The sequence below is a fragment of the Pseudoalteromonas rhizosphaerae genome (assembly GCF_902498845.1).
Lineage (GTDB): Bacteria > Pseudomonadota > Gammaproteobacteria > Enterobacterales > Alteromonadaceae > Pseudoalteromonas > Pseudoalteromonas rhizosphaerae.
Window position 1 is genome coordinate 187,330 of record NZ_CABVLM010000007.1, and the last position, 14,432, is coordinate 201,761.

The window sequence follows — 14,432 nt, forward strand, 5'->3', positions numbered from 1 at the left end:
TATTATTCCTAATTTAAATTATTACTGGTGAAGATGCTCAAAATCGGGAAATTGTCTTCGCCAAACGACAGCGTTAATGTGCGCTGCTCACCATCGTCTAGTTTAATATTGTCAGCCAGAGCCATAGGCGATATTCGTCTGCCATCGGCAAATAACGCCATAATATGTTCAGCCTGTAAAATGCGTGAACCTGACGCGTCATTACGAATTGTCACCACTGCGACTCGCCGGCCTTGCTCACTGCTCATCAGCACAGAGTTAACCACACTGAAATCACTGTTTTTAGGCCTTACTTTCGCATCATTTTCAAAACTAAACTGCATTCCCTGTAACGCAACTTGATCGACCGACAATACTTCATCATTTGCCTTTACCAAACCGCTCACAAAAGCACTGACTAGCAGTGGCAGTAAAACCAACAGTTGTATTTTCATTTCATTCCCTCGCTAACAACATCTATCTAAAGGTTATTTTTAACACAACTTGTGTGCTTTCTCATTTAATTTTTCAATTTCTTTAATAACTAAAAAGATTTTATTAACAGTGCTGTGACGCTAATAGAAAGCTCTATAACTTTGTGCTCAATCGGCTTCTACCTTTATTTTTTGTACCAAAAAATCTACGGCGGCTTTCACTTTTGGTACTAAATATCGCTGTTTTTGATATAACAAATAAATAGCCATATTAGAGTTTTGCGTTACCGCAAGCTGATGTTCAAACTTAAGTTCTTGCAACTCGCCCGACTCAAGGTATGGAGCAAGTGCCCAGCGAGTTGACATTAAAATGCCCTCCCCATTACAGGCTTTTTTACTAAGCCATGCTCCGTTATTCGAAATAACCACAGCAGGCCCTGACACGTCATGCCATTGCTCATCTACTTTGCATAGCCAAGGGGTTGGCCCTAGTGGCGTTTTAAAATAAAGGCCATTGTGATGCTTTAACGCCATAGCATGACTAGGCACACCGTGCTGCTGTAAATAACCTGGTGACGCTACAGGAATAAACTCATTGTCCATCAATTTTATGGCTAACACGCGCTCATTGGGTGCATAACCACCGCGAATAGCAATATCAACATCGTCACGGCCCAATGTCGATAGTTCATCACTGAAGCTAACATCGAGTATAATTTCAGGGTATAACGCATTAAATTCATCTAACAACGGTAGTAATATTTTATCACCAAAACTTACCATCGAACTTATTGATAAGCGCCCCATTGGTGTTGTTTGATAACTGCGCACAGTTTCGTGGCTTTGCTCTAACTGGTTTACTATTTGCTGAACGTCGTTATAGTAAATTTGCCCCACTTCTGTGAGCTTCACAAGCCGGGTTGTGCGTTTTAAAAGCGTTGCCCCTAAGCTTTTTTCTAAATCAACCACTCGTCTTGATAAAGAAGAAGGCGGCACATTAAAGGTGCTCGCCGCTTTGGTAAAGCTACCCGTTTCGACAACTTTAATGAAGTATCGTATTGCACGTAGTTGATCCATCTAACTTCTCCTTCTAATGAGCAGTATTATTGTCTTAAAGACAAAAGTTATTGGCATTTTCTCCTATATATAATCAGATTAAAACAAGTAATAATGTATTCAGCTTAAACGTATGTGTTTTTATTTCATTTACTAGCGTTGTTAGCCATCGTCGGCTTTGCAAAAAGTAAAAGCTCACATTCAGGTAGTAAATGCTAAGTAATACTTAGCGTTTGCACAAATTCATACAAATTTTTCAGGAGCGGACATAATGACAGATAAAAATATCCAACTTACTTCAACTATCAGTGAAGATAATAAACTAACGCTTGCCCTAAGAAATATCGATATGCCACAACCTGGTGCCGATGAAGTAGTGATTCGTATTGAGGCTACGCCATTAAATCCATCTGACTTAGGCGTTTTATTCAGCGCCGCTGATATGTCCAGTGCAAAGCAAACTGGTACTGAGCAAAACCCAGTTATTACCGCTGATGTTCCGGCTCAATTTATGCCATCACTTAAAACACGTGTTGGTAAAGCCACACCCGTTGGCAATGAAGGCGCAGGTACGGTTGTGGCCGCAGGCTCATCGCCAGCTGCACAAGCATTAATGGGTAAAACTGTTGCTGTAATTGGTGGTGGTACGTATCGCAAATTTATATGCGCAAATGTGCAAAGCTGCTTAGAATTAAAAGAAGGAACGACGGCTAAAGAAGGTGCGTCGGCTTTTGTTAACCCACTTACTGCATTAGCAATGGTTGAAACAATGCGTGCTGAAGGCCATAAAGCGATTATTCATGCCGCAGCGGCCTCTAATCTTGGTCAAATCCTAAATCGAATTTGTATTGCCGATGGTGTTGATTTAATCAATATTGTACGTAAGCCGGAGCAAGAAAAGTTACTACGTGATATGGGGGCAAAGTATGTTGTTAACTCAAGTAATGATACTTTCCTTGCTGATTTAACAGCCGCAATTATCGAAACCGGTGCAACGATTGCGTTTGATCCAATTGGTGGTGGCCAACTAACGAGTGACATTCTTAACTGTATGGAAGTCGCTGCAACTCGTGACATTACAGAATACAGCGTTTATGGCTCTGACACTTTCAAGCAAGTTTATATTTATGGTGCCTTAAACCGCGGCCCAATTACGCTAAATCGCAACTTTGGCTTTGCGTGGGGTGTTAATGGGTTCTTACTATTCAATGCGTTAGGCAAACTTGGTACTAATACGGTAATTGCAATGCGTAAACGTATTGCAGATGAAATTACCACAACCTTTGCAAGTAATTACACCCATGAAGTGTCATTGCCAGAGGCCTTACAATTACAATCAATTGAGGCTTACTCGAAACATGCCACAGGTGAAAAATACTTAATTAAACCGCAAGCGTAATTAAGCATAAAACCCCCCTTCTTAATTGTGGGGGGTTAAAATGTAAGAGCAGACACTGATTGCGGTGCCTGCTTTTTATATTCTCGTAATTAAAAAGAGTTAGGCAGCTCTCTTTGTTTTAGATGTGCTGACTGTGTGGCGCTCATAACTACCTTCAAATGATTTAAAGCTTAAATAATGTTTATCGTAATGTTAAACACCCAAGTTAACCACTCAACATGCGCTCTCAAAGTTGTAAGAAAAAACAAAAATTTTGCCAAATAGCAGTAAGCAGAATAGCTGTTGCACAGCTGCAAAAGTGATTCTCCGTATAGCGATAAACTTATCTATGCTAGCTGTTGAATTTATCAAGCATAGCCCTAAGTTCATTGGTTAAGCATTTAATCCGCTGCAGAGACTTTAACGACTGAGCATTTAGATTTACAGCCGTTATGCAGCCTTCTTTTAATCAGACAAGGAAAAAATTATGCAAGCTATTTCAAATAAACAATTTACTCTAAAGTCTCGTCCTCATGGTGCGCCAACGCTTGATAACTTTACACTTAAAAGCGTACAAATGCCTGAACTACAACAAGGTGAAGTATTACTACGCACTATTTATTTATCATTAGACCCATACATGCGTGGCCGCATGAGTGATGCAAAATCATATGCAGACCCTGTTGATATTGGCGATGTCATGGTTGGCGCAACCGTATGTCAAATTGAGCAATCAAATAACGACAAGTTTGCAAAAGGCGATTGGGTACTAGCCTATACAGGCTGGCAGGAATATGCGATTTCAAATGGCGAAGGATTAATGCCATTAGGCAAAGAGCCAAGTAATCCATCGTATGCATTAGGTATTATGGGTATGCCTGGCTTTACCGCTTATATGGGGCTACTTGATATTGGTGCACCGAAAGAAGGTGAAACAGTGGTGGTTGCAGCAGCAACAGGCCCAGTAGGTGCAACTGTTGGGCAAATTGCTAAACTCAAAGGTTGTAAAGTAGTCGGTGTGGCAGGCGGCAATGAAAAATGCCAATACGCAGTCGAAAAGCTTGGTTTTGATGCTTGTATTGACCACCGCAGCGATGACTTTGCCAAACAGTTAGCTGACGCATGTGATGCAGGTATTGATGTTTATTATGAAAATGTGGGCGGAAAAGTCTTCGATGCCGTATTACCATTATTAAACACCGCTGCGCGCGTACCATTATGTGGCTTAGTGTCGCAATATAATGCGACTGAGTTACCACAAGGGCCCGATCGCATGGGGGCTCTGATGGGTCAAATTCTCTCTAAGCGCATTCGTATGCAAGGCTTTATTATCTTTGATGATTATGGCCATCGTTATGATGAGTTCGCCACTGATATGCAAAAATGGCTCAGCGAAGGAAAAATTCATTACCGTGAACATTTAGTAACAGGTTTTGAAAATACCGTATCAGCGTTTAACGATATGATTGACGGCAAGAACTTTGGCAAAACGGTAGTACAAGTAAATAAACCGCTTTAAATTTACCCTGCGCAGCACCGGCTGCGCTTTTAAGGATAACTATGATCAAGTTACATCATTTAAATAAATCCCGCTCTAAACGTATTATTTGGTTACTCGAAGAGCTAGACGTTGACTACGAAATTGTGGCTTATCAACGCAACCGTGAAACCTTTTTAGCTCCTGATGAGCTTAAAGCGATTCATCCACTGGGCAAATCACCAGTCATTGAGGACAATGGCCAAATCATTGCTGAATCAGGTGCGATCACCGACTATTTGATCAGTAAATACGGTAACGGTAAGTTTGCGCCAAGCCGTGACAGTAAAGACTATATTGACTACCAGCAATGGCTGCACTTCGCTGAAAGCTCAGCAATTTTACCGCTATTATTAAAAATGTTTGTGAAAAAAGATGGCGCTAAAACGCAATTTTTAGAAGGTTATGCCGATGCAGAAACCGCCAAAGTTATTAGCTACTTTAATGACCGCTTAGAAGGTAAACGTTACTTAGTAGGTAACTCTCTAACCGGTGCTGATTTTATGATGTCGTTTATTGTTGAGATTGTTAAAGATGCAGGTCAACTTACGCATTTTAAAAATCTCGTTAAATACGATGAGCAATTACAAACTCACGAGAAATTTCATTCCGCTAACGAGTTAGAGGCAAAGTACGACTAAGTTAGTTTTCGTTTTGGCTGTTTAAGGTGGTTTTACAGCCAAGCGATGCACTCATTGCGGTTCGGTCTATCAAAATAAAGCATGCTGCTAATAATCAAGTAACTTTACCAAATTCTGCGGTAAGTAATTTAAAACATGAGCCATAGCAGCCAATCAGTGCATTAAATTGCAGCTGAGATACGTGGCATATCGGTGTAGAGGAAATCGCTAACATGTCCAAGCAAACCAGTTTATCCTTAAAAAACAATGCACAAGAAACAGTCGCATTGGCTGAGTTATCAAAAACACTGAAGCAGTACATTAGCTATTTCAAAGTGAACTAAAGAGCGCTTTAATACTTTAATCTACTAATCTATATCCTACCGCAGGCTCAGTAAGTAAATACTTTGGGCTTGCGGGATTTGCCTCTAATTTTTGCCTTAGCTGCGCTACATGCACACGCACATATTCAGGACGATTTATATATTGCTCTCCCCATATATGGCTTAATATTGCATTATGAGTCAGTACCTTATCTTTATTTTGAAATAATAACAGTAAGATTGCATATTCCTTTTTAGTCAGCTTAACCTCATTGTCACCAACACGCACAATATGCTTATTTGGGTCAATACAAATGTCGCCACATTGCAACGCAAAACTGACTTGATTATTAGTACGCAGTAACACCCGAATACGCGCTAATAGTTCATTGGCGCTAAAAGGTTTAGTCAGGAAGTCATTGGCCCCATTATCAAGCGCCGTGACTTTTTCCACTTCACCATCACGGGCTGAAAGCACTAATACCGGTAACTGGCTCCATTGCCTAAACTCCACTAGCCAGTCTTGACCATCCATATCCAAAAGCCCTAAATCTAATAATACAAGGTCATAACTTTGCTCACTTAAAAGTGCAAAACCATCCAGCCCTTTATCACAAATACTCAGCTCATAGCCACTGGCTTGCAGTAAGGTTTTTAAAAAGCTTTGCAACGGCGGAGAATCTTCAAGTATTAAGATTTTAGTCATTATTTTTTATCCAGATTAATTTTGCCAAGGCCATTTCTGTATCGTTATTTATCGTCAGTGAAAATGTGCCTTGATGAAACTTAGCAACCACATCACAAATTACACTGCCAAGCCCTACACCTTCATCAGCACTTGCCTGTGGCTTGCTAATTAATTTATTGCTCAAGAGTAATTGATAACTCACCGCTGACTCGTAACGGCTTTGGGTAAATTCAACAACCACCTCACCATCACCATAACGCCATGCATTTTCGAGCATATTTGCCAGTGCTATTTCTAACAGTGTCACATCGCCTTGGCAGCTCGAATTGGCATCAATATTTGTTGTTACCACAAAATGCGCTAATTGCTGCTGCCTACGTGCTTTTGCTTCGCTTAGCAAAGCTTGCAAGTTAATTGTTTGCCAGCACAGGTTTTCGCCCATTTTATTTACTCGGCTAAGCTCCATCACCTTGTCAAAATGCTGATTAAGAATTTTACTTTGCTCATAAATATTACCGGCCTGCTCTTTTATTATCGCTTCACTGAGTGTGATCTCATCATCGGCCAACATGCTTGAGGCGCCCATAATAGTTGCCAGTGGCGTGCGCAAGTCATGAGATAAACTGCGTAATAATGCATTTTTAGCACGCTCGAGTTCAGCTTGAACTGAAATTGCCGCCGACTGCTGCCTCAGTAAGGTTTTCTCATGTACCTGATACAACAATGAAATTGCGGTATTTACGAAGCTCCTTTGTCCTTCAGACAGTAACGTTGCAAAAGCAAACCCCCCCATACTTTGCTCTTTATCACTTAATAGCATAAATTCACCTGCCACTTGCTGACGCATTTGTTGAAATTGGCAAGTAATGGCCAAATGCTCGCTAATAAGCTGCTGAAAGTACTGCTTTTGCTCATCCAGTGCGTCTAAACTATTTAATCCTTTAGCCAGCTCATACAGTGTTCGACTATTACTCGCGTGTAATTGTACATCTCGCACCTTAGTGTTTAATTCGCCCGCTAACTGGCTGATCATCAGTCCCACAATGAGCATCACGATAAAAGTAACTAGATACTCAATATTTTCAATATGAAAAGTAAAATACGGGGTAACATAAAACCAATCGGTACACGCTACACTGACCAAGGTGGTAATGGCTGCAACGCGTCGGTTACTGCGAACTGCAACCCAGGCGACCCATAACAGCTGTAACATCACAATGTCGGTGGTCGAAAACCAATCTCGTAACGGATAAATCGCCATAACTACAATGATCGGCATTATCACCGCCAAAAAAAATGCTTTATATTTGCTTGGTTTGCCCTGCACTTGATTCATTAACGATTCCTCTGACAATTAACTACATAGGTTACTGCCTTTTCAATATTGCCTCTATAAAGTTTTTATAAAGTTTTTTATCTCATTTATAAAATCTTTATAAAGCTTTGCAGTGCAGCGCTGACTTTACTATTTGATCCCGTATATTCAACTCAACTTTAGTGATTGCGTGTTACCTGCTGTAGGTATTTGATAAGGCGTATTGATGATAAATTGGAAAATCACCTTAAGACTACTCGCCTTTCCTATTATTTGGATGGGAGTGGTACAACTGGTCTTTGCAGCGCTGTCATTATTCATTTTTAAAGATCGAGTTATTAGCGCATTTCTTATTCCTGGCGCAACGATGATCTCTGTCGCTTTAGTGCTACTTATCAATTTACGTAAAACGGATCTAACCGCCGCAACATTCAGAGATGCACTTATTTACGCCACAGTAACGTGGATTATAGCTGGTGTGTTAGGCGCCATCCCCATTCTAGTCGTCACTGGCGTTAACTTTAGCGATGCGGTATTTGAGTCAATCAGCGCCTTAACTACCACTGGTGCAACCGTTTTATCCGGGCTCGATAACATGCCTGCTAGCTTTTTATTGTATCGACAGTTCTTACAATGGATGGGCGGTTTAGGCATTGTAATTTTTGTAGTGGCTATTTTACCTATGTTGAATATTGGTGGCATGAAATTATTAAAAGCAGAAACACCAGGCCCCATTAAAGACGAAAAATTAACTCCGCGCGTTGCCAGTACCGCTCATTATTTATGGGGTGTTTATTTAGCAATCACCGTACTTTGTACTTTAGCCTATTATGCTGGCGGAATGAGTTTTTACGATGCGATTGCACATGCCTTTACCACGGTTTCAACTGGGGGCTTTTCAACCCATGATGCCAGTATGTGGTATTACCACAGCCACTTACTGCTGTGGATAGCTAATGTATTTATGCTTGCAGGAGCGATTAACTTTGCCTTGCACTTCAAAGTAGCGCACAAAAGAGCCATTACTAGTTATTATCATGATGAAGAGACGCGTTATTTTATTTATATAGTGGTGCTTTTATCGGTTCTTTTAACCACCATGCTACTGCTTAAAGACAACTACTCAAATGTACTTGAAGCATTTAGTTTCTCTACATTTCATATTATTTCTTTTATTACCAGCACCGGTTATGGCGCAGCAGGCTTTACTGACTGGCCAGCTGAGGCTGGGTTTTTACTGGTTATTGCCGGCTATCTTGGTGGTTGTGCAGGTTCAACGGCTGGCGGAAATAAAATAATTCGTAACATTATTGTTGGCAAAATGATTAATAACAATATTAAACAGCTGCTTCACCCAAGAGCGATATTTACACTTAAGTATCAAGGCTCGCCCGTTAAAGAAGATGTACGCCATGCAATTATGGCATTTATGAGCTTTGCTGTTGGTTCAAGCTTACTGTTTACAATGTTGCTTATGGCAACGGGTCTGGATTTTTGGAGCGCATTTACTGCGGTAGCTGCATGCGTCAATGTACTTGGCCCTGGATTTGGTGAAGTTGGCGCTAACTTTCAACCCGTTTCAGACACCGGTATTTGGATACTCTCGGTAGCTATGATCGTGGGTCGGTTAGAATATTTTACTGTTTTTGCACTTTTTACTCATAGCTTTTGGAAAAAATAACGAAGGAATAATATGGCACATTTTACAGTTATTGGTTTAGGCCGCTTTGGCATTGCAGCAAGTCTTGAGTTGATCCATTTAGGGCACACAGTGACTGGCGTTGATAGCAACCCAAAACTCGCCGAAAAGTATGTTGAGCACTTATCAGAGACAGTGGTATGCGATTCAACGGATGAAGCGGCGCTAAAGGAGCTCGATTTAGCAAATAGTGAAGCAGTATTAGTCGCGATTGGTGAAGATATGCAGTCCAGCATATTGTGTACCTTAGCACTAAAAAATTTAGCGGTTAAACAAATATGGGTTAAAGCCAGCACCAAAGCGCATCATACAATTATATCAAAGTTGGGTGTCACGCGTATTATTCACCCAGAAGAAGAAATGGGAGTGCGCGTTGCACAAGCGCTAAACTACCCAATAGTGAATGATTATATTTCCTTAGGTAATGGTTTATACGTTGTTGAAGTAAGTGTAAAAGCTCACCTACATAAAACAAAACTAGGGCATCTACTCAGAGAAATAAAAGGCACTGTAGACCCTCTATTGGTAAAGCGCGCCAAGCAAACGTTTGTCAAGCTTGATGACGACTTTGAGTTACATACCCACGACACCTTACTGCTATCAGGTAGCCGAGTCGAATTAAACTATCTAGCGCCAAGGCTGTTATAACCATGGTTTTATGGCACCCTCTCAAAACGCCTATTGAGCGCAAAGTCAGTGGGCATAAAAAAATCAATGCGGCACCGCCGCTTATTTTATGCTGCAGCTTTTTGATATTAATCGCACTAGGGGCTTTAGCATTAAAGCTGCCTTTTGCCACCAATGAACCTATTTCGTGGATACAAAGTGCCTTTACTGCAACATCGGCGGTAACCGTCACCGGATTAGTTGTGGTAGACACAGGCTCCGCATTTACCCCTTTTGGCCAAGGGGTGATCGCGCTATTAATTCAACTTGGTGGCTTGGGTTTGATGACATTTGCAGTGGTAACCTTGCTGGCATTGGGTAACAAAGTTGGCTTTATTCAAAAAACAGTAACTAAAGCAGCTTTTAATCAAACAGATACATCAACACTTTTGAGTACGGCAAAATCAGTGTTGCTTTTTGCCATCATTGTTGAGTCACTCGGTGTTGTTATTTTAACGCTGTACTGGCTCCCTGAGCTGGGCTTACAAACCAGCTTTTTCCATGCGTTGTTTTATACCATTAGTGCATTTAATAATGCGGGATTTGCGCTTAGCCCCAACAGCCTAATGCAGTATGTTGACGATCCTGTGATCAATCTTACCATTACTGGTTTGTTTATTATCGGTGGCCTAGGTTTTACCGTACTCATGGATGTTTATAAATCAAAACGTTGGGCAGCCCTTAGCACCTATAGTAAGTTAATGCTGATCAGCACGGTTATCATCAATATTGTAGCGCTGGTACTGATTTACGTTATTGAATATGACAATCCAAAAACACTGCAACCCTTGTCAGAAGTCGGTAAATGGCTAGCTGCTTGGTTTCAAGCCGTAACACCGCGTACGGCTGGATTTAATACCATTGCTATAGAAGAGCTGAGAAATGCCAGTACCGCATTAACAATGATGTTAATGTTTATTGGTGGCGGCTCACTCAGTACCGCAAGTGGTATAAAAGTAGTGACTTTTGTGGTGTTGATTTTAGCAACTTACAGCTACTTACGCCGCGATAAAGGCGTTACTGTGTTACGCCGAGAAATCGACAAAGAATCTGTTTATAAAGCACTGGCTTTAACCCTTGTTTCAGCGGGTATAACATGGCTGGCTATTTTTACTTTACTGATTGTTGAAGATGCGCCTTTTTTAGATGTCGCCTTTGAGGCTGTGTCTGCACTTGGCACTGTAGGGTTGTCGCGGGGTTTAACTGCTTCTCTTTCTCCGCTGGGCGAATTTATCATTATGTTTTTAATGTTTATGGGAAGGATTGGCCCCTTAACCATTGCCTACTTTTTAGCGAGTCCTCGCAGTAGGAAACTAAGGTATCCAAGCGCACAATTATCGATTGGCTAAATAGCAGAGCTGGGAGAATCTCAAACTAAATCCCAGCTAATGCTCGCTCAGTGACGTACTCGCTTGATGCCATTTAAAATTCGCCACATACTAACAGACGATTTTCATAGGTTAAAAACACAGATAATAACGCAGACACCCATTGTTAATTTATGGAATACAGCCAAAAATTAACCATGATGGTTTAAGAGCTTGCATAAAGATAATAACGCAGACACCCATCTTAATTTCGTAATGTGTAAACTAAAAATTGATTGGAAAATAACAAAGACACCCATTGTTAATTTATGGAATACAGCCAAAAATTAACCATGATGGTTTAAGAGCTTGCATAACGAATATGAGGTTGGTTAATGGTTCTGAATTGAATTGAATAAAATTTAACTATCGATACATTAATAAACTAACGACAAAAAAACCTTCAAACCAGCGCTTGCTATGCAGGAGAAAAAGCTGTTCATTTGCAGTAATCAACTAATGTAAGCTAACAAAACTCGTCATCGCGAACCTTTATTTATCAGCTTGGTTATCAAACTAAAAGTGAGGATACCAAAAGCATCAGCAAGTAGATCAGCGATGTCTAAGGTTCTACTAGGTATGAAGTATTGGCTTAGCTCTTCCAATAAAACGAATAGAAACACGACGCTCGAACCAATATACAAATTGCATGACAATACTGAATATGATTTTAGCTTAAACGCAAAATTAGCACCTAGAGTAAGCAAACCAAATAAACAAAAGTGCCCTACTTTATCGCCATAAGGGATACTTCTAACAAGCTCAAAGAAAATACTATGTTGCCCCGTATTAGCTTGGTATATGACCCATATAATAAAGCTAAGAAAAGTAACTGACACAATAGTGATTAATTTATGCATGATTGTTTAATGCTATTGTTGAGTTACCAACCATAGCCGAATAGCGATTATGATTCAATCACTTAGTAATCTACTGCTAAAGCAACCATCAGATCCCTGCAAGGTCACGCTCGGTGATGCACTCGTCCGATGCCATTTCAAATTCGCGGCATACTAACGGGCGGTTTTCGTAGATTGAACACAATAAGGTATTGCGGTCGAGTGCTTGGCACCAACCATCATCGGCGCGTTTCATCACTTCGCTGCCCCATTTATCATATTCAATATAATGAAACGGCACGCCAGTGTCGGTCACTATACGCACTTCTAACTGACAACAACATGCTTGGCAATTAGCACAAGTAACCGGCTCAGGGGCTGATGTAATATTTTTTACTGCAATGACGGTTTCATCGGGGTGAACAATCTGGGGCATAAAGGCTTACTTTTAAGAATAAGCCCCTAGCATACCTGAGTGAATTTAACGCGCCAGTAATTTCGTTTTTATTTCACTGTAACGCTGCTGCTCACACAAACCAAAACCACTGAGTTGACGCACTTTGTTACGCGCAAATAACGGTACGCTCATTCCCGCTAAAAAGCGGCATTGGGTTTCAATACCTATATTATGTATACCTTTACTGGCGAGGTGACTAAGTAACTCATCAACCTTTTGATAAATTACAGCATCGTTAGCAAAGCTATGAGCGAGTGAATATTCAAGTGTTACAGCTTGGCCTCTACATACTGAGCAATGGCCGCATTGCTGAGGCGCTTGATGGTCGTCAAAATAACGAGCAAGGTTATAGCTCAAACATGTTTTAAGCTCGAAAAAGCGAATAAGTGCCGCAATACGCTTAATTTCAGCTTGCTCTTTATCAACAAAATAGCTGTGTAATTGCTTAGCCAGCTCAGGGTTATTAATTACCTCATTATGTACTTGATAGACTTGGGTGATTCGCTTTGTTTCAAGTGCTATTAAATTCTTCTCTGCTAAATAATCAAGCGCTGCAACAACGCGTTTGCGATCCACCTGAGCAGCTTGGGTAAGCGTGTCAAAATTTAGTGTGCCCCAGATTTTTTTAAACTGGGTATGGCTAAATATTAACTGTAAAAATGCTTGTCTATCAGCATCAAAGTGACCAAGTAAAGCGGCTTTATCAACCAAAAACTTATATTTAAAGTCGGCGTAATAAGCATAAAGTGGTGTTATTGCACCTTGCATTTCCAATTGTACTAACAAGGTTTTAAGCGCTAATTGGCGAATATTACTATCACTTGAAAGGCTGTATTCTTGCATTTCCCACTGTTGACTTTCTTTTGAGTGATCGCTTTGGTGTTGGCGAATATCGTTGATCACATGCTCAATACCGCTAAGTTCTGGGGTATCGCCATAAACAAAGTTTTCAACCGTGTTTAAGCCATCTAAATTAGCCAATGTAAAACACTGCGATGGTTGCCCGTCTCTCCCTGCACGACCAATTTCTTGGCTGTAGTTTTCAATCGACTTTGGTAAATCATAATGAATTACAAAACGGATATCTGATTTATCAACCCCCATACCAAACGCAATCGTGGCCACTACGACATTAATTTTACCCGCCATAAAATCATCTTGTATACCATAACGCAGGGTATCTTCAAGCCCAGCATGATAAGCCACAGCGTGTAAGCCTTGGCGGCTAAGCGCTTCAGCGACTTGCTCTGCACTATGTTGTAAGGTCACATATACAATCCCTGGGCCCGTTTGCTCGCGCACAATATTAGCCAATGTAATTGCTTTATCAGCGCTTTTCACGCTGAGTATCGATAAGTCTAAATTAGCCCGATAAAACCCAGTTTGTACAATGCATTCTGGCGCTATTGCAAAACGTTCACTCATATCACGCTTTACTTTTTTAGTAGCGGTGGCCGTTAATAATAATACCAAGGGAATATTGAGCTCATCACGATAGCGCGGCAGTTTTAAATAATCAGGCCTAAAATTATGGCCCCATTCGGAAATACAGTGAGCTTCGTCAACCACCAGCATTGAAATAGCCACTTGATTAATAAATTCGCGAAATCGCTCGTTTTTAAAACGTTCTACTGACACCATTAAGATTTTCACTTTACCGGCACGCACATCGCTCATTACTGTGTGACTTTGCTCTGTAGTTTGGCTTGAATCAAGGCTTGCGGCATAAATTCCCTTGTTATTTAAAAAACCAATTTGGTCTTTCATCAGCGCAAGTAATGGCGAAACAACCAGCGTTAGATTAGGTAAATGCAGTGCAGTTAACTGATAACACAATGACTTACCAGATCCAGTGGGAAAAATTGCCAATGATGATTGGTTATTTAGCAGTTGCTCTATGGTTTGCTGCTGACCTTGGCGAAATTGACTAAACCCAAAGTGTTGCTCAAGTGAAGAAAGTATCGATCCGCTCATAATATTTCCCTTTATTCATATTCCCTAATAAAGGAAATCATAGTTTGAAAATGCAATGTTTGCCATGGTAACTTTTTTTTGCTTTATTTTCTTGGCTTAT

Annotated in this window: 13 protein-coding genes; 6 read left to right on the top strand and 7 right to left on the bottom strand. The window is 40.7% G+C overall.

The window, feature by feature from the left end:
- Positions 1-8: 8 nt before the first annotated feature.
- Together PSR9079_RS12740 and PSR9079_RS12745 are read right to left on the bottom strand one after the other, a co-directional pair.
- Complete coding sequence (locus PSR9079_RS12740; RefSeq protein WP_149981933.1) at positions 9-434, bottom strand: hypothetical protein; 426 nt, start codon at positions 432-434, stop codon at positions 9-11.
- Between the two features lie 147 nt (positions 435-581).
- The gene (locus PSR9079_RS12745) at positions 582-1,490 is read right to left on the bottom strand and encodes a LysR family transcriptional regulator (protein ID WP_149981934.1); all 909 of its coding nucleotides are present in this window, start codon (positions 1,488-1,490) and stop codon (positions 582-584) included.
- A gap of 250 nt (positions 1,491-1,740) precedes the next feature.
- Here PSR9079_RS12745 and PSR9079_RS12750 point away from each other — a divergent pair, with 250 nt between their 5' ends.
- The 3 genes from PSR9079_RS12750 to PSR9079_RS12760 all read left to right on the top strand — a co-directional run bounded on the left by PSR9079_RS12750 (position 1,741) and on the right by PSR9079_RS12760 (position 5,025).
- The gene (locus tag PSR9079_RS12750) at positions 1,741-2,868 is read left to right on the top strand and encodes a zinc-binding dehydrogenase (RefSeq protein WP_149981935.1); all 1,128 of its coding nucleotides are present in this window, start codon (positions 1,741-1,743) and stop codon (positions 2,866-2,868) included.
- Between the two features lie 466 nt (positions 2,869-3,334).
- Complete coding sequence (locus PSR9079_RS12755; protein WP_149981936.1) at positions 3,335-4,366, top strand: NADP-dependent oxidoreductase; 1,032 nt, start codon at positions 3,335-3,337, stop codon at positions 4,364-4,366.
- Positions 4,367-4,407: 41 nt separating this feature from the next.
- Positions 4,408-5,025 (top strand): glutathione S-transferase family protein, encoded by a 618-nt coding sequence (locus PSR9079_RS12760; RefSeq protein WP_149981937.1) that lies wholly within the window; start codon positions 4,408-4,410, stop codon positions 5,023-5,025.
- A gap of 339 nt (positions 5,026-5,364) precedes the next feature.
- Here PSR9079_RS12760 and PSR9079_RS12765 read toward each other — a convergent pair whose 3' ends face one another.
- Together PSR9079_RS12765 and PSR9079_RS12770 are read right to left on the bottom strand one after the other, a co-directional pair.
- A complete protein-coding gene (locus tag PSR9079_RS12765; RefSeq protein WP_149981938.1) occupies positions 5,365-6,033 on the bottom strand; it encodes a response regulator in 669 nt (222 codons plus the stop codon).
- On the bottom strand, positions 6,026-7,351 hold the full coding sequence (locus tag PSR9079_RS12770) for a DUF4118 domain-containing protein (protein ID WP_149981939.1): 1,326 nt from the start codon (positions 7,349-7,351) through the stop codon (positions 6,026-6,028). Before PSR9079_RS12770 ends, PSR9079_RS12765 begins: the two co-directional genes overlap by 8 nt.
- A gap of 205 nt (positions 7,352-7,556) precedes the next feature.
- Here PSR9079_RS12770 and PSR9079_RS12775 point away from each other — a divergent pair, with 205 nt between their 5' ends.
- The 3 genes from PSR9079_RS12775 to PSR9079_RS12785 are packed head-to-tail and all read left to right on the top strand — an operon-like array spanning position 7,557 to position 11,044.
- Entirely contained in the window at positions 7,557-9,011 is a 1,455-nt protein-coding gene (locus PSR9079_RS12775) for a TrkH family potassium uptake protein (RefSeq protein WP_149981940.1), read from the top strand.
- Positions 9,012-9,023: 12 nt separating this feature from the next.
- Positions 9,024-9,677: a potassium channel family protein gene (locus PSR9079_RS12780; protein ID WP_149981941.1), complete on the top strand. Its 654-nt coding sequence runs from the start codon at positions 9,024-9,026 to the stop codon at positions 9,675-9,677.
- Positions 9,678-9,679: 2 nt separating this feature from the next.
- Positions 9,680-11,044, top strand: a complete 1,365-nt coding sequence (locus PSR9079_RS12785; protein ID WP_149981942.1) for a TrkH family potassium uptake protein — start codon at positions 9,680-9,682, stop codon at positions 11,042-11,044.
- A gap of 497 nt (positions 11,045-11,541) precedes the next feature.
- On the opposite strand, the gene PSR9079_RS12790 is transcribed toward PSR9079_RS12785, so the two are convergent.
- The 3 genes from PSR9079_RS12790 to PSR9079_RS12800 form a co-directional block, all read right to left on the bottom strand.
- Positions 11,542-11,922 (bottom strand): VanZ family protein, encoded by a 381-nt coding sequence (locus PSR9079_RS12790; RefSeq protein WP_149981943.1) that lies wholly within the window; start codon positions 11,920-11,922, stop codon positions 11,542-11,544.
- Between the two features lie 88 nt (positions 11,923-12,010).
- The gene (locus tag PSR9079_RS12795) at positions 12,011-12,337 is read right to left on the bottom strand and encodes a YkgJ family cysteine cluster protein (RefSeq protein ID WP_149981944.1); all 327 of its coding nucleotides are present in this window, start codon (positions 12,335-12,337) and stop codon (positions 12,011-12,013) included.
- Between the two features lie 45 nt (positions 12,338-12,382).
- The gene (locus tag PSR9079_RS12800) at positions 12,383-14,332 is read right to left on the bottom strand and encodes a RecQ family ATP-dependent DNA helicase (RefSeq protein WP_149981945.1); all 1,950 of its coding nucleotides are present in this window, start codon (positions 14,330-14,332) and stop codon (positions 12,383-12,385) included.
- Between the last annotated feature and the right edge of the window lie 100 nt (positions 14,333-14,432).